Genomic DNA, 16,029 nt, shown 5'->3' with positions numbered 1-16,029 from the left:
CCCTTTTTTACATATCTATCTCAATATCACCTTTGGCTTTGCAGCAACAGGGCAGAATTTCCCCGTGCTGCACAAAAGCCAGCGGCTCGGTCAGCCAGTCAACCTGACCGGAAACCAATCGACAACGGCAGGAACCGCAATAACCTTCACGACATTGAAACTCGACTGCCACGTTGTGTGACTCCAGCGCGGCCAGCAGCGAGGGGTGTTCTTCCTGGCACAACAACTGCGTGCCAGTCAGACGAAGGGTCACGCGGCTCATCAGAGCTGGAAATTGCTCAGGTCATCGGCATCGACTTCAGAGTCGATCTGCCCCACCAGATAGGAGCTGACTTCCACTTCCTGCGGCGCAACCTGCACGTTATCGGACACCAGCCAGGTGTTGATCCACGGGATTGGGTTAGAGCGAGTTTTGAATGGCATCTCAAGACCAACGGCCTGCATACGGATGTTGGTGATGTACTCAATGTACTGGCAGAGAATGTCTTTATTCAGGCCAATCATTGAACCGTCACGGAACAGGTAGCCTGCCCACTCTTTCTCTTGTAACGCCGCCAGCACGAACAGGTCATAACATTCCTGTTTGCACTCTTCGGCGATTTCCGCCATTTCCGGGTCATCCTGACCAGAACGCAACAGGTTCAGCATATGCTGAGTGCCGGTCAGGTGCAGGGCTTCATCGCGCGCTATCAGACGAATGATTTTGGCATTGCCTTCCATCAGCTTGCGTTCAGCAAAGGCGAACGAGCAGGCGAAGCTGACGTAGAAACGGATGGCTTCCAGCGCGTTGACGCTCATCAGGCACAGATACAGCTTTTTCTTCAGCTCACGCAGGTTCACGGTCACGATTTTGCCGTTGACGGTGTGCGTGCCTTCGCCCAGCAAATGCCAGTAGCTGGTCAGCTCGATCAGTGAATCGTAGTAATGGGAAATCCCTTCGGCACGTTTCTGAATCTGCTCGTTGGTGACAATGTCATCGAACACAGTCGCCGGATCGTTGACGATGTTACGAATGATATGGGTGTAAGAGCGCGAGTGAATGGTCTCAGAAAATGCCCATGTTTCTACCCAGGTTTCCAGTTCCGGAATGGAAATCAGCGGCAGCAGCGCCACGTTTGGACTACGACCCTGAATGGAATCCAGCAATGTCTGGTATTTCAGGTTGCTGATGAAAATGTGTTTTTCATGGTCAGGCAGCGCCTGATAGTCGATACGATCGCGGGACACATCCACTTCTTCCGGACGCCAGAAGAAGGAGAGTTGCTTTTCGATCAGCTTTTCGAAGATGTCATATTTTTGCTGATCGTAGCGGGCCACGTTGACTGGTTGACCAAAGAACATAGGCTCAAGCAACTGATTATTCTTGGTCTGTGAAAAAGTGGTGTATGCCATTGAAGAGTCCTGTCAGAAGATTTTATTGCCCGGCGCCGTGATACTTGCCGGGCCTAAAAAATCGTAGGCCGGGTAAGCGAAGCGCCACCCGGCAGAGTTACTTTGCACATAGTCCGGATAGCATCGCGCTACCCGGAACAGTGGATTAAATCTTGCACGCGCCGCTTTCGCAGCCATCGTCCTGGATGGACGGAGCCAGATCGTCCTGAGCATCTTCCGCGCCATCACGGGTATTGTGATAGTACAGTGTTTTCACACCAAATTTATAGGCGTTGAGCAGGTCTTTCAGCAACTGCTGCATCGGCACTTTACCTGACGGGAAACGTGTCGGGTCATAGTTGGTGTTGGCCGAAATCGACTGATCGATAAACTTCTGCATGATGCCAACCAACTGAATGTAGCCATCGTTGTTCGGCATTTCCCACAGCAGCTCATAGCTGTTTTGCAGGTTTTCGTAATCCGGCACCACCTGGCGCAGAATGCCGTCTTTCGACGCTTTAATGCTCACGTGGCCGCGTGGTGGCTCAATGCCGTTAGTGGCGTTAGAGATCTGCGAAGAGGTCTCAGACGGCATCAGGGCAGACAGCGTGGAGTTACGCAGACCGTGCGTTTTAATTGATTCGCGCAGGCTATCCCAGTCGAGGTGCAGCGGCTCGTTAACGATCGCATCCAGGTCTTTCTTATAGGTGTCGATCGGCAGAATGCCTTTCGCGTAAGTGGTTTCGTTGAACCACGGGCACGCGCCTTGCTCTTTCGCCAGTTCGTTAGAGGCTTTCAGCAGGTAGTACTGAATCGCTTCGAACGTTTTGTGGGTCAGGTTGTTGCCGCTGCCGTCGGAATAACGCTTACCGTGTTTCGCGAGGTAATGGGCAAAGTTGATCACGCCAATACCCAGAGTACGACGGCCCATTGCGCCACGTTTAGCGGCCAGAATTGGGTAATCCTGGTAATCCAGAAGGGCATCCAGCGCACGTACGGCCAGGATCGCCAACTCTTCCAGATCGTCGAGGCTGTCGATAGCGCCAAGGTTAAACGCTGACAGCGTACACAGGGCGATTTCACCGTTTTCGTCGTTGACGTCATTCAGCGGTTTGGTCGGCAGCGCGATTTCCAGACACAGGTTGGACTGGCGCACTGGCGCGATAACAGGATCAAACGGGCTGTGGGTGTTGCAGTGATCAACGTTCTGAATGTAGATACGGCCAGTCGACGCACGTTCCTGCATCACCAGAGAGAACAGCTCCACCGCTTTGATGCGTTGTTTACGAATGCTGCTGTCTTTTTCGTATTTCACATACAGACGTTCAAACTCGTCCTGATTGGCGAAGAACGCATCGTACAGGCCCGGTACATCCGACGGGCTGAACAGGGTGATGTCTTCACCTTTCAACAGACGGGTATACATCAGTTTGTTGATCTGGACGCCGTAGTCCATGTGACGCACGCGGTTCGCTTCAGTGCCACGGTTGTTTTTCAGCACCAGCAGGCTTTCCACTTCCAGATGCCACATCGGGTAGAAGAGGGTCGCTGCACCGCCGCGAACGCCGCCCTGAGAACAGGATTTCACCGCAGTCTGGAAGTGCTTATAGAACGGGATACAGCCGGTGTGGAATGCTTCACCGCCACGGATTGGGCTACCCAGCGCACGAATACGACCGGCGTTGATACCGATACCGGCACGTTGGGAAACGTATTTCACAATCGCGCTGGAGGTGGCGTTGATGGAGTCGAGGCTGTCGCCGCACTCAATCAGCACACAAGAGCTGAACTGACGCGTTGGGGTACGCACGCCGGACATAATAGGCGTCGGCAGTGAAATTTTGAACGTGGACACGGCGTCATAGAAACGCTTCACGTAGTCCAGGCGGGTTTCGCGCGGATAGTTAGAGAACAGACAGGCGGCAACCAGAATGTAGAGGAACTGTGCGCTCTCATAGATCTCACCGGTCACACGGTTCTGAACCAGATATTTCCCTTCCAGCTGCTTCACCGCGGCGTAGGAGAAGTTCATGTCGCGCCAGTGGTCGATAAAACCATCCATCTGCTGGAACTCTTCTTCCGTGTAGTCTTCCAGCAGATGACTGTCGTATTTACCCAGCTCAACCATGTTGACGACGTGGGAGTAGAGCGCGGGTGGCTCAAACTGGCCATACGCTTTCTTACGCAGATGGAAAATAGCCAGGCGTGCAGCCAGGTACTGGTAATCAGGGGCATCACGGGAAATCAAATCCGCAGCAGCCTTGATGATGGTCTCATGGATGTCGGCGGTTTTGATGCCGTCGTAGAACTGGATGTGAGAGCGCAGTTCAACCTGAGAAATGGAAACGTTGTTCAGCCCTTCGGCCGCCCAGTCCAGCACGCGATGAATTTTATCGAGATTGATTTGTTCAGTCTCGCCATCACGCTTAGTCACCATCAGACTCTGAGTCATGTACCTGTCCTTGAAAATAGAAAATATCCCCCGCTTATCCACAGAAAGCCGCTGTGACTAACTCTGTGGATAAATACTATATATAGGGGTTATTCGATTAATGAAACGCTATATGGTGAGTATTCTAGTAAGGATTCGTTTGAGTACAAGAGTTGATTTTGACGTTAATTTAAGGTTGCTAAAGGGTAGCGAAGGCTAAGTCCACGATTCGTAAGGCCTGGCGAGATTGTCAATATTCGAATAAAAAAAATGAAAATTTGATCGAGTGCTGATTTCTTCAACGAGAAGGAGAATTGCGCAACAGAATGCTGCGCAAACTTCATAAGAATAATCTATAGCGTCAGGCGTTTTTTGCTGTTGTATGCAACATGTAATTAACATCAACGCCCGGCGCGAGCTTAAAATGGTTGGTGATAGGGTTGTAGTGCAGGCCGGTAATGTGGCGTTCCTGAAGCACGGTTTTATCGACCCAGCCCAGTAGTTCTGCGGGTTTGATAAATTTCTTCACATCATGCGTGCCTTTCGGGACCATTTTTAGCACGTACTCCGCGCCAACAACGGCCATCAGCCAGGCTTTACCGTTACGGTTGATGGTGGAGAAAAAGACTTGTCCGCCCGGTTTGACCAGTTTTGCGCAGGCATTCACGACGGATTGCGGGTCCGGGACGTGCTCGAGCATTTCCATGCAGGTCACGACATCGTATTGGTGGGCGTGCTTTTCGGCGTGGTCTTCGACCGTTTCTTGCACGTAGTCCACCTGAATTCCGGTTTCCAGCGCATGTAAACGCGCAACCTGTAACGGTTCAAAACCCATATCCAGCCCGGTAACGTTCGCCCCTTCACGTGCCATACTTTCGGCGAGGATCCCGCCGCCGCAGCCAACGTCCAGAACTTTCTTAGCAAACAGACCGCCAGAACGAGTGGCAATGTAGCCTAAACGCAGCGGATTGATGCGATGCAGCGGTTTAAATTCCCCTTCCAGGTCCCACCAGCGTGAGGCGACAGCTTCAAATTTCGCAATTTCGTCGTGATCGACGTTAGCCACCGCAGGTTTTTCGGCATTCATGGGCGCATTGACTCCTTTTATCATCAGGCCTGTGAGTATATCAGCACCCCGGCACGAATAAAGCGCCTTGCGGGTACTATAGATTTACCTGAACGACGTCGGTTGTGTTATAATTTGCGACCTTTGAATCCGGGAAAAACAGTAGAGGGATAGCGGTTAGATGAGCGACCTTGCGAGAGAAATTACACCGGTTAACATCGAGGAAGAGCTTAAGAGCTCCTATCTGGACTATGCGATGTCGGTTATTGTTGGCCGTGCGCTTCCAGATGTCCGCGATGGCTTAAAGCCGGTACACCGTCGCGTACTTTACGCCATGAACGTATTGGGCAATGACTGGAATAAAGCCTACAAAAAATCTGCCCGTGTGGTTGGTGACGTTATCGGTAAATATCACCCTCATGGTGATACCGCCGTTTACGACACTATCGTACGTATGGCGCAGCCATTCTCCTTACGTTACATGTTGGTTGATGGTCAGGGTAACTTCGGTTCAGTAGATGGCGACTCCGCCGCAGCGATGCGTTATACGGAAATCCGTATGTCGAAAATCGCCCATGAACTGATGGCCGATCTGGAAAAAGAAACGGTAGATTTCGTCGATAACTACGACGGCACCGAAAGAATTCCGGACGTTATGCCGACCAAAATCCCTAACCTGCTGGTTAACGGTTCTTCAGGTATTGCAGTAGGTATGGCGACGAACATTCCGCCACACAACATTACTGAAGTGATCAACGGCTGCCTGGCCTATATCGATGATGAAGACATCACCATCGAAGGTCTGATGGAACACATTCCGGGTCCTGACTTCCCGACTGCCGCGATCATCAATGGTCGTCGTGGTATCGAAGAAGCCTATCGTACCGGCCGTGGGAAAATTTATATTCGCGCCCGTGCGGAAGTGGAAGCTGACGCCAAAACCGGTCGTGAAACCATCATCGTGCACGAAATTCCGTATCAGGTGAACAAAGCGCGCCTGATCGAGAAAATTGCCGAACTGGTAAAAGACAAACGCGTAGAAGGCATCAGTGCGCTGCGTGATGAGTCTGATAAAGACGGCATGCGTATCGTCATTGAAATCAAACGCGATGCTGTGGGCGAAGTTGTTCTCAACAACCTCTACTCTCAAACTCAGCTCCAGACGTCCTTCGGTATCAACATGGTGGCTCTGCACCAGGGACAGCCGAAGATCATGAACCTGAAAGATATTCTTTCTGCGTTCGTGCGCCACCGTCGTGAAGTGGTTACGCGTCGTACTATCTTCGAACTGCGTAAAGCACGCGACCGCGCGCATATACTGGAAGCGCTGGCTATCGCACTGGCAAACATCGATCCGATCATTGAACTGATCCGTCGTGCGGCAACGCCTGCCGAAGCGAAAGCAGGGCTGATTGCACAGTCGTGGGAACTCGGCAATGTCTCGGCGATGCTGGAACGTGCTGGCGATGATGCTGCGCGTCCGGAATGGCTGGAGCCGCAGTTCGGTATTCACGATGGTAAATACTTCCTGACTGAACAACAGGCGCAGGCGATTCTGGATCTGCGTTTGCAGAAACTGACCGGTCTTGAGCATGAAAAACTGCTCGATGAGTACAAAGAGCTGTTGGAACAGATTGCTGAACTGCTGCACATTCTGGGCAACGCCGATCGTCTGATGGAAGTGATTCGTGAAGAACTGGAAATCGCACGCGATCAATTCGGCGACCAGCGTCGCACCGAAATCACCGCCAACACCGCAGATATCAACATCGAAGACCTGATCAACCAGGAAGATGTTGTCGTGACGCTGTCTCATCAGGGTTACGTGAAATACCAGCCGCTGACCGATTACGAAGCTCAGCGACGCGGTGGTAAAGGTAAATCTGCTGCCCGTATTAAAGAAGAAGACTTCATTGACCGCCTGTTGGTGGCCAATACGCATGACACCATTCTGATGTTCTCCAGCCGTGGTCGTCTGTACTGGATGAAAGTTTATCAGTTGCCAGAAGCGAGCCGTGGTGCGCGTGGACGTCCAATCGTCAACCTGCTGCCGCTGGAAGCGAACGAACGTATCACCGCCATTCTGCCGGTACGTGAATACGAAGAAGGCATCAACGTCTTCATGGCAACCGCCAGCGGTACGGTGAAGAAAACGGCGCTGAAAGAGTTCAGTCGTCCGCGTTCTGCCGGGATCATCGCGGTGAACCTGAATGAAGGCGATGAGCTGATCGGCGTTGATCTGACGAACGGCAACGATGAAGCGATGCTGTTCTCAGCCGCCGGTAAAGTGGTGCGCTTTAAAGAGAGCGCAGTACGTGCCATGGGCCGTACCGCAACCGGTGTTCGCGGTATCAAGCTCGCGGGTGAAGACAAAGTGGTGTCGCTGATTATCCCACGCGGTGAAGGTGCGGTTCTGACCGTGACCCAGAACGGCTACGGTAAGCGTACCGCTGAGACGGAATACCCAACCAAATCACGCGGTACTCAGGGTGTTATCTCGATCAAAGTGACCGAGCGTAATGGTTCTGTGGTTGGCGCGGTTCAGGTTGTCGACAGCGACCAGATCATGATGATCACCGATGCGGGTACGCTTGTGCGTACACGTGTGTCGGAAGTCAGCGTGGTAGGGCGTAATACTCAGGGCGTTATTCTCATCCGTACTGCGGATGATGAGAACGTGGTGGGTCTGCAGCGTGTAGCGGAACCGGTTGACGATGAAGAACTCGACGCTATCGACGGTAGCGTGGCCGAAGGTGATGATGAAATCGCACCAGAAGCGGAGTCCGACGATGAAGTCGCCGATGACGCAGACGTAGACACAGACGAGTAATTGTCTGAAATGCTGAACGAAGGGCCAGTGAAAACTGGCCCTTTTTCTTTGAATATTGCGGGTGTGGTCATTTACCGCTACCTTAATCCCATCTTTTGCATGCACACGGCCAAACGTTGAAATACCTCGTCTCTTTTCGCACAACTCTGAAAGTCTCCCGCTATCTTTTTCGGGCGCTGGCGCTGCTTCTCTGGCTGCTGATTGCGTTTGTTTCGGTGTTCTACATCGTCAATGCATTACATACCAAAGAAGCGGAAATCCGTCAGGAGTTTAATCTCAGCTACGATCAGGCACAGCGCTATATACAGCGCACGTCAGATGTGATGAAAGAGCTGAAGTACATTGCTGAAAATCGGCTGGGTGTTGAAAATGGTGTGCTCTCATCACGCGCGACAAAAGACGACACCGAAGTACCGGAATTTGAGCCACTGTTCCAGGATTCTGACTGCGGCGCAATGAGTAACTCCTGGCGTGGGTCGCTGGAATCACTGGCGTGGTTCATGCGCTACTGGCGCGACAATTTCTCCGCAGCCTACGATCTCAACCGCGTATTTCTGATCGGCAATGAAAACCTGTGTATGGCCAATTTTGGTCTGCGTGATATGCCTATGGAGCGCGATCAGGCGTTAAAAACCCTGCATGAGCGGATCATGAAATACCGTAACGCGCCGCAGGATGAGCGGGGTAATAATCTGTACTGGGTGAGCCAGGGGCAGCGTCCGGGTGTGGGCGCTTTCTATGCGCTGACGCCGGTTTATCTCGCCAATCGCCTGCAGGCATTGCTCGGCATTGAGCAAACCATCCGTATGGAAAACTTCTTCACACCGGGCAGTATGCCAATGGGCGTCACCATCCTCGATGAGAGTGGGCAACCGCTGATTGCGCTCACGGGGGGGGAAAGCAAACTCAAAATCGATCCGCACTGGATGCAGGAACGCGCCTGGTTTGGTTACACCTCGGGTTTCCGTGAGCTGGTGCTGAAAAAGAGCCTGCCGCCTTCATCGTTAAGTATTGTCTATTCCGTACCGGTCGATCTGGTACTGGAACGGATAAGAATTCTGATACTCAACGCTGTGTTGCTGAATATTCTGAGCGGCGTGGCGTTGTTTACCATGGCGCGTATGTACGAGCGTCGCATCTTCCTGCCAGCTGAAGCCGATGCCCAGCGCCTCGAAGAGCATGAGCAGTTCAACCGCAAAATTGTCGCCTCGGCACCGGTCGGGATTTGTATTCTGCGAACGCTGGATGGCACCAACATTCTGAGCAATGAACTGGCGCACAATTACCTGAACATGCTCACCCACGAAGACCGACAGCGCTTAACGCAGATAATTTGCGGTCAGCAGGTTAACTTCGTGGATGTGCTCACCAGTAACAATACCAATCTGCAAATCAGCTTCGTACATTCGCGCTATCGCAATGAAAACGTGGCAATTTGCGTGCTGGTCGATGTGTCTTCGCGCGTGAAAATGGAAGAGTCGTTACAGGAAATGGCACAAGCGGCAGAGCAGGCGAGCCAGTCAAAATCCATGTTCCTGGCGACAGTCAGCCATGAGCTTCGCACGCCGCTGTACGGCATTATCGGTAACCTCGATCTGCTGCAAACTAAAGAGTTGCCGAAGGGTGTCGACAGGCTGGTGACGGCGATGAATAACTCGTCGAGCCTGCTGTTGAAAATCATCAGCGACATTCTCGACTTCTCGAAAATTGAGTCAGAACAACTCAAAATTGAACCGCGCGAATTTTCCCCGCGTGAGGTCATGAGCCACATTACCGCGAACTATTTGCCGCTGGTGGTGCGCAAACAACTTGGCCTTTACTGCTTTGTCGAGCCAGACGTGCCGCAGCAGTTGGCGGGCGACCCTATGCGTCTTCAACAGGTTATTTCTAACCTGTTGAGTAACGCCATCAAATTTACCGATACCGGCTGCATCATTTTGCATCTGAATCGGGATGAAGATTATCTGAGTATCAGCGTGCGTGATACCGGCGTGGGCATTCCAGCGAAAGAAGTGGTGCGTCTGTTTGACCCGTTCTTCCAGGTGGGAACCGGCGTGCAGCGTAATTTCCAGGGGACAGGTCTGGGTCTGGCTATCTGCGAAAAACTGATCAACATGATGGACGGCGATATTTCGGTTGAGACGGAACCGGGTATGGGCAGCCAGTTCATCATTCGTATTCCGCTCTACGGGGCGCAAAATATCAAGCCTGCAATGATCGAAGGACTCGCCGGCAAACGCTGCTGGCTGGCGGTGCGCAATGCTTCACTGGCGCAATTTGTCGAATCGCTGTTGAAGCGGCATGGCATTGACGTGTTGGCCTATGAAGGCCAAACGCCACACGCGGACGATATGCTCATTTCCGACGATGAACTGACCCAACCGTGGACCGGTCGTGGCGCGATCATTTTCTGCCGCCGCCATATTGGTATTCCGCTTGAGCGAGTGCCAGGCGAATGGATCCACAGCGTCGCCTCGCCGCATGAGTTACTGGCGTTGCTTGGCCGTATATATCGTATTGAAGTCGAAAGCACTGAGAACAGCGGGGCGTTGCCGTCGGCAGAAAGTGAAGCGGCAGCCAACGACGATATGATGATTCTGGTGGTGGACGATCATCCGATTAACCGCCGTTTGTTGGCCGATCAGCTGGGATCGCTGGGTTATCAGTGCAAAACTGCCAACGACGGCGTCGATGCGCTGAATGTGCTCAGTAAGAACCACATCGACATCGTGCTAAGTGATGTCAACATGCCAAATATGGACGGTTATCGCCTCACGCAACGCATACGTCAGCTTGGTTTAACGTTACCAGTCGTTGGGGTAACGGCGAACGCGCTGGCAGAAGAGAAACAGCGTTGTCTGGAGTCAGGGATGGATAGTTGTTTGTCGAAACCGGTGACACTGGATGTGTTGAAACAGACGCTGGCGGTCTATGCCGCGAGGGTGAGGAAAACCAGGGAATAAATATCCCCCCGGCGGGGGCCGGGGGAAATAGGTATCAGTCTTTGTCGCTCGCGCTCAGGGTGACAGAAGACAGATAGTTCAGCAGAGCGATGTCGTTTTCTACACCCAGTTTCATCATCGCCGACTTCTTCTGGCTACTGATGGTTTTGATGCTGCGGTTCAGCTTCTTGGCAATCTCAGTCACCAGGAAACCTTCTGCAAACAGGCGTAATACTTCACTCTCTTTCGGTGACAGACGTTTGTCGCCGTAACCGCCCGCGCTGATTTTTTCCAGCAGACGGGAAACGCTTTCCGGGGTGAATTTCTTCCCTTTCTGCAAGGCCGCCAGGGCTTTAGGCAAATCGGTTGGCGCACCCTGTTTCAGGACAATCCCTTCGATATCCAGTTCCAGCACGGCACTCAAAATGGCCGGGTTATTGTTCATGGTCAGAACAATAATCGAGATCGCCGGGAAGTGACGTTTAATGTATTTAATCAGCGTAATGCCATCACCGTATTTGTCTCCAGGCATGGAGAGATCGGTGATAAGCACATGGGCGTCCAGTTTCGGCAGATTGTTGATAAGCGCAGTGGAGTCTTCAAATTCGCCAACGACATTCACCCACTCGATCTGCTCAAGTGATTTGCGAATACCAAACAGGACAATCGGGTGATCGTCGGCAATAATAACGTTCATATTATTCATGTATTAGGCTACCTTGCTACATCAAGCTTTTGACGTAGGCGTCAATGTCGCTGATATATTTTTCTGTGCCGGGGGCATCCTTCTCACGAATGAGATGCTCCAGCGTTTCACATAACTGCTTGCCGGGTACCAGATTGAGCATGGCAAACACCCCTTTTAGGCGGTGAGCCGTCTGTGCCAGCGCAGCGAAATCGCCTGCTGCTGATTCAGTATACAACCTCTTAACATCTTCCGGTACCGTGTCAACAAACAGCGCATAATAACCGCTGGCATGGAGCTCGGCGTTTTCATTTACACCCGCAGGTGTTCCCAGTAACTCTCCCTGTGCGAGTTGTTCTTCTATAAGTTGCAGCACAGCTTCCTGCATGGCATTACTGATATTGAAGTTGACTCGCAATTGGCCGGGGCCAATTTTACGAATACCGGCCTCATCATCGCTTAAAAGCAAGCCAGGCGCAGTAAGATTAGACGGATTATCCGTTAAAAACAGATCATATTCTTGACTTGTTAGTCGCTCATCCGGGGAAATGCAGCTTGCGCCCCAGTTTTCAAGCTGTCGAACGACCACGCTGCGCACTTCATTTGATGTAATGTCGATCATCGCAATCACATCGTCCAGCAGATTTTCTTCCGACACCACTTCCTGTTCACGCGGTGCCATTTTGACGTGCAGAGAATAACGCGTACCCAATGATTCCCGGGCTTTAATGTTCAGATGACCGCCGAGCTTACGAGCAAGCTGATCGCACAGCCAGAAGGTGAGGGCATCGGCTTTGCCGAAGCGGTCTTCCTGCGTTTCGTTCTGGAACGGGAAATGCAGATTGTCGATTTCGCTGTTGGTCACGCCGTTGCCCGTATCAAGAATACGGAACGTCAGGCGATCTTCTGCGGATTCATCTTTACCTACTTCAAGCGTGACTTTGCCTATTTGCGTTGTGGTCACTGCATATTGAATCAGCAACAGCAGGATACGTTTCAGTGCGTCGCGATCGCCATGGCGCTGTTCACTGGCGGCCAGGTGGTTGTTGATCAGCAGTTGTAAGCCTTTGCGCTTGATGACGGGCAACACTTCAGGCACCACTTCATCAATCAAATCCTGGATTGAGAATAATACGGAAGAGCCTTTCCAACTGTCGCTTTCCAGCATGTTTGCCAGTTGAATTTCATCCACGAGGCGAACCAGGGTGTCGGCGTGCTGAGCGAGTTTCTGATTCTCAGCACCTGATAACCCGGCGGCTTCCTCGGCAAGCGATTTCACCGGTTGTTTGAGGGCATCACCGATGTTTTGCATAAACGCGATACGGCCTTGCTGGTTTTTCTCGTACAGACGCTGCGCCTGTTTGAGTTTCTTGTTCACCAGCACTTCTTTGTCCTGATCGCGAATAATAAAGATCTGGGTTCGTGGGGCCACCTGGCTGCGGAACTGGCGAATTTCGTACAGCTCGTTGTTGATGGTCGCCTGGATCACGCCCTGATGCTGATCCGCCATGCTGGTGATGTTTTGCAGGTTCAGATGCGGCAGCAGGTGATCGGCGATTTTATTGCTAAGAACGGTTCGGTTGGATTCCTGGTCATGCACCAGCAATCCCAACGGGAGAACGGAGACAATCTCTTCATTGATGGCTTTGAGTACACGAAGCTCCGTGTTGACCGTACCAGACGTCGCGGTATCGCTCTCACGTCGGCCAGAGTAATTGCGGAAAGTGTTATAGCCAAATAGCGCCAGCGCCAGCAAGCCAATGTTCAGCAGCAGCGGCAGCAAAATATTTTGTAGTGTATCGAGTAGCAGTGTACCAAACGGCACTTGCCACACCAGGCGCATGCCCGTGGAGTTCACCGATGAGGCAATTTCAATTCGTGAGCTGTTGAAATTGATGTTTACGCTATCAGCCGCTTCTTTATTCTGGCTGCGCAGATTTTTTTGCGAAGGGTCAGCCTCAAGGCGGAAACTGTCTAACGTCATGCCCGGTGGAATTAAATCGTTGATCGGTAAATCAAAGGCCACAACGGTTGCCAGATGACCAGGCTGGTTGAACGTCGTGCGTAGCGTAAAGTAGTGACCGTTTTGCCAGGCCAGGCGACGCAGGGAGGAGAAGGTTTCGCGCTCATCAAGCGTGTTTGCCTGCTGCAACATTTCTGCCCGGCGTGAATCGACAATACTGCCCACGGTGGATTCTTTAAAACCCGCAGACAAATCTTTCAGTGGCAGGGTAGAGATAAGAATGAGGCTATTGTCCTGACCATTGAGGTAGTACATCGACCACGGCACGGTTTCTGCGCCCCACAGCGTGTCGAGATAGTTCGACATCTTCTGAGTCATGTCGAGTGTTGCCCCGTCATGGGAACCGAAAATCAGCGCTTCCGTTTTACGACGAGGTTTTTCGAGGTAATAGACATCCTGCTTCAACCGCGTTTCTTGCAACCCGTCACCGGCAGATGAAGCCGTTGCTGAGGCGGCGATGTTGTCGTAAATCTGCCAGGTCGCGTAGCGCCATGTATCGACACGTTTATGGATGGCGTGTGTCATATCGACAATCTGATAGCTTTTATCCTTAAGCCACGCATTCACCGCACTTTGGACCATCACGCCCATCGTGACTAACAGCACGACGATCAGCAGCAGAAAGAAACGGGTGATGCTCCCGGGGATAAGGGAAAACTTGTTAGACAAAGTCGTGTCGGAATGACTCATTAGTGTGTGTAACCCATGATGACTGCACCAGAAAACGCGTTGAAACCCAGCTCGCTGCCTTTGGCGAAAACCTGTAATCGGCTTACTGCTGTTGTGGGCCGAGGCAACTCCAGCAGGCAGTATAAAGGGTAATGCGCCAATTTCCACATTCTCAGGCCCGATGATGGCTTTCTGAGCGATCTCCACAATTGCCTTTAAAAGATGTACACAGTTACATTTTCTGTACAAATATTTACGTGATCAGTTGGGAGAATAGCACGAAATAACAAGAGATTATTTATAGCGTGGCGCTTAAGGGGAATTTTTTCGGTGCCTCTGATTACTTAATAGTCGTTATAATTTCGTGCTGGTAGCACATGGCTATTAGAATTGCGTAAAGAAAGGTAAAAAAAAACCGGATGCGAAGCACCCGGTAGAAATATGAGTAAACAGACATTCAGAACTGAATGACGGTAATAAATAAAGTTAATGATGATAGCGTTGATTATTCTAGTGATCGTGGGCGGATTTGTTTTGTCATTCAGTGCTATACATCGATACTTGGTCATTTTGTTGATTTTTATAGGTTATTTATTATTTTTGATTTTTGATGCTATATTTTTTGGCTTTTCGTGGCATGAAAAAGTTCCATCATATTTACATGTTGAAACATCTAGTGGGTAATTTGAAACACCTTAAAAGTTCTCGTATCATTTTCTTGTTGGATATTTCTGTATTTTACAGCACAATGGGGTTGCCGACTGATTAGAGGGTTAATCAGTAAGCAGTGGCATATAAAAAGGCATATAACAGAGGGTTAATAAAATGAAAGTTAAAGTACTGTCCCTCCTGGTACCAGCACTGCTGGTAGCGGGCGCAGCGAATGCGGCTGAAATTTATAACAAAGATGGCAACAAATTAGATCTGTACGGTAAAGTAGACGGCCTGCACTATTTCTCTGATGACAAAGGTGCCGACGGCGACCAGTCTTACATTCGTCTGGGCTTCAAAGGCGAAACTCAGGTTAACGACCAGATCACCGGTTACGGCCAGTGGGAATACAACGTACAGGCGAACAACGTTGAAGGTTCTGCCGATCAGGCGTGGACTCGTGTTGGCTTCGCAGGTATCCGCGTTAAAGACGCTGGCTCTTTCGACTACGGTCGTAACTACGGCGTAGTTTACGACGTAACGTCCTGGACCGACGTCCTGCCAGAATTCGGCGGTGACACTTACGGTTCTGACAACTTCATGCAGCAGCGTGGTAATGGCTACGCAACTTACCGTAACACCGACTTCTTCGGTCTGGTTGACGGTCTGAACTTTGCTGTGCAGTACCAGGGCAAAAACGGCAGCCCAAGCGGCGAAGGCTCAACGGCTAACGGTCGTACCGCTCTGAAACAGAACGGCGACGGCGTTGGCGGCTCCATCACTTATGATCTGGGCGAAGGCTTCGGTCTGGGTGGCGCAATTTCCAGCTCCAAACGTACTACTGACCAGAACAATGGCACCTACCTGGGCGAAGGCGACCGCGCTGAAACCTACACTGGCGGCCTGAAATATGATGCGAACAACATCTACCTGGCAACTCAGTACACCCAGACTTACAACGCAACCCGCGCAGGCGATCTGGGCTGGGCGAACAAAGCTCAGAACTTTGAAATCGTTGCTCAGTACCAGTTCGACTTCGGCCTGCGTCCATCCATCGCTTACCTGCAGTCCAAAGGTAAAGATATGGGCAACGGTTACGGCGACCAGGATCTGCTGAAATATGTTGATGTAGGCGCGACTTACTACTTCAACAAAAACATGTCTACCTATGTTGATTACAAAATCAACCTGCTGGATGACAACGACTTCACTCGCGCTTCCGGCATCTCTACTGACAACATCGTAGCGACCGGCCTGGTTTACCAGTTCTAATCGACTGATAAGCTTGAAAAAGGGCCCTTCGGGGCCCTTTTTTTATCCTTTGTTTAAGCAGAATAGTGTACCCTTGCGCGCAAACATGA

The 16,029-nt window shown here is 51.3% G+C and carries 9 protein-coding genes; 3 read left to right on the top strand and 6 right to left on the bottom strand.

All coding sequences use genetic code 11. The features are described from left to right. Window positions 1–7: 7 nt before the first annotated feature. From yfaE to ubiG, 4 genes are all read right to left on the bottom strand, one after another. Complete coding sequence (yfaE, locus tag VH187_RS21905; RefSeq protein WP_329703547.1) at window positions 8–262, bottom strand: class I ribonucleotide reductase maintenance protein YfaE; 255 nt, start codon at window positions 260–262, stop codon at window positions 8–10. Continuing rightward, window positions 262–1,392: a class Ia ribonucleoside-diphosphate reductase subunit beta gene (gene nrdB, locus VH187_RS21900; protein ID WP_329703546.1), complete on the bottom strand. Its 1,131-nt coding sequence runs from the start codon at window positions 1,390–1,392 to the stop codon at window positions 262–264. The genes yfaE and nrdB overlap by 1 nt, the downstream gene beginning before the upstream one ends. A 145-nt stretch (window positions 1,393–1,537) precedes the next feature. After that, on the bottom strand, window positions 1,538–3,823 hold the full coding sequence (nrdA, locus tag VH187_RS21895; protein WP_329703545.1) for a class 1a ribonucleoside-diphosphate reductase subunit alpha: 2,286 nt from the start codon (window positions 3,821–3,823) through the stop codon (window positions 1,538–1,540). Between the two features lie 340 nt (window positions 3,824–4,163). Next, entirely contained in the window at window positions 4,164–4,889 is a 726-nt protein-coding gene (gene ubiG / locus VH187_RS21890; protein ID WP_329703544.1) for a bifunctional 2-polyprenyl-6-hydroxyphenol methylase/3-demethylubiquinol 3-O-methyltransferase UbiG, read from the bottom strand. Window positions 4,890–5,049: 160 nt separating this feature from the next. Here ubiG and gyrA point away from each other — a divergent pair, with 160 nt between their 5' ends. Next, the gene (gene gyrA / locus VH187_RS21885) at window positions 5,050–7,698 is read left to right on the top strand and encodes a DNA topoisomerase (ATP-hydrolyzing) subunit A (protein ID WP_329703543.1); all 2,649 of its coding nucleotides are present in this window, start codon (window positions 5,050–5,052) and stop codon (window positions 7,696–7,698) included. A gap of 116 nt (window positions 7,699–7,814) precedes the next feature. After that, window positions 7,815–10,661 carry a two-component system sensor histidine kinase RcsC gene (rcsC, locus tag VH187_RS21880; RefSeq protein ID WP_329703542.1) on the top strand — a complete coding sequence of 949 codons (2,847 nt, stop codon included), beginning with the start codon at window positions 7,815–7,817 and terminating at the stop codon, window positions 10,659–10,661. Window positions 10,662–10,695: 34 nt separating this feature from the next. Here the strand turns inward: rcsC and rcsB are convergent, their stop codons facing one another. Beyond that, the gene (rcsB, locus tag VH187_RS21875) at window positions 10,696–11,346 is read right to left on the bottom strand and encodes a response regulator transcription factor RcsB (RefSeq protein WP_329703541.1); all 651 of its coding nucleotides are present in this window, start codon (window positions 11,344–11,346) and stop codon (window positions 10,696–10,698) included. A 16-nt stretch (window positions 11,347–11,362) separates the two neighbouring features. Next, window positions 11,363–14,038, bottom strand: coding sequence for a phosphotransferase RcsD (gene rcsD, locus VH187_RS21870; RefSeq protein WP_329703540.1), 2,676 nt, complete (start codon window positions 14,036–14,038; stop codon window positions 11,363–11,365). A gap of 804 nt (window positions 14,039–14,842) precedes the next feature. Here rcsD and VH187_RS21865 point away from each other — a divergent pair. Then, a complete protein-coding gene (locus VH187_RS21865) occupies window positions 14,843–15,940 on the top strand; it encodes a porin OmpC (protein ID WP_329703539.1) in 1,098 nt (365 codons plus the stop codon). Window positions 15,941–16,029: the final 89 nt, after the last annotated feature.

Origin of the sequence: Scandinavium sp., from assembly GCF_036271055.1 — a bacterium.
Lineage (GTDB): Bacteria > Pseudomonadota > Gammaproteobacteria > Enterobacterales > Enterobacteriaceae > Scandinavium.
Note: the sequence above shows the minus strand (reverse complement) of the source record. Positions and strands in the feature narration are given on the sequence as shown.

Coding starts and splice junctions, on each gene's coding strand:
- nrdB (WP_329703546.1), bottom strand. CDS start 1,392: ATGGCATACACCACTTTTTCACAGACCAAGAATAATCAGTTGCTTGAG.
- gyrA (WP_329703543.1), top strand. CDS start 5,050: ATGAGCGACCTTGCGAGAGAAATTACACCGGTTAACATCGAGGAAGAG.
- rcsB (WP_329703541.1), bottom strand. CDS start 11,346: ATGAATAATATGAACGTTATTATTGCCGACGATCACCCGATTGTCCTG.
- rcsD (WP_329703540.1), bottom strand. CDS start 14,038: ATGAGTCATTCCGACACGACTTTGTCTAACAAGTTTTCCCTTATCCCC.
- VH187_RS21865 (WP_329703539.1), top strand. CDS start 14,843: ATGAAAGTTAAAGTACTGTCCCTCCTGGTACCAGCACTGCTGGTAGCG.
- nrdA (WP_329703545.1), bottom strand. CDS start 3,823: ATGACTCAGAGTCTGATGGTGACTAAGCGTGATGGCGAGACTGAACAA.
- yfaE (WP_329703547.1), bottom strand. CDS start 262: ATGAGCCGCGTGACCCTTCGTCTGACTGGCACGCAGTTGTTGTGCCAG.
- ubiG (WP_329703544.1), bottom strand. CDS start 4,889: ATGAATGCCGAAAAACCTGCGGTGGCTAACGTCGATCACGACGAAATT.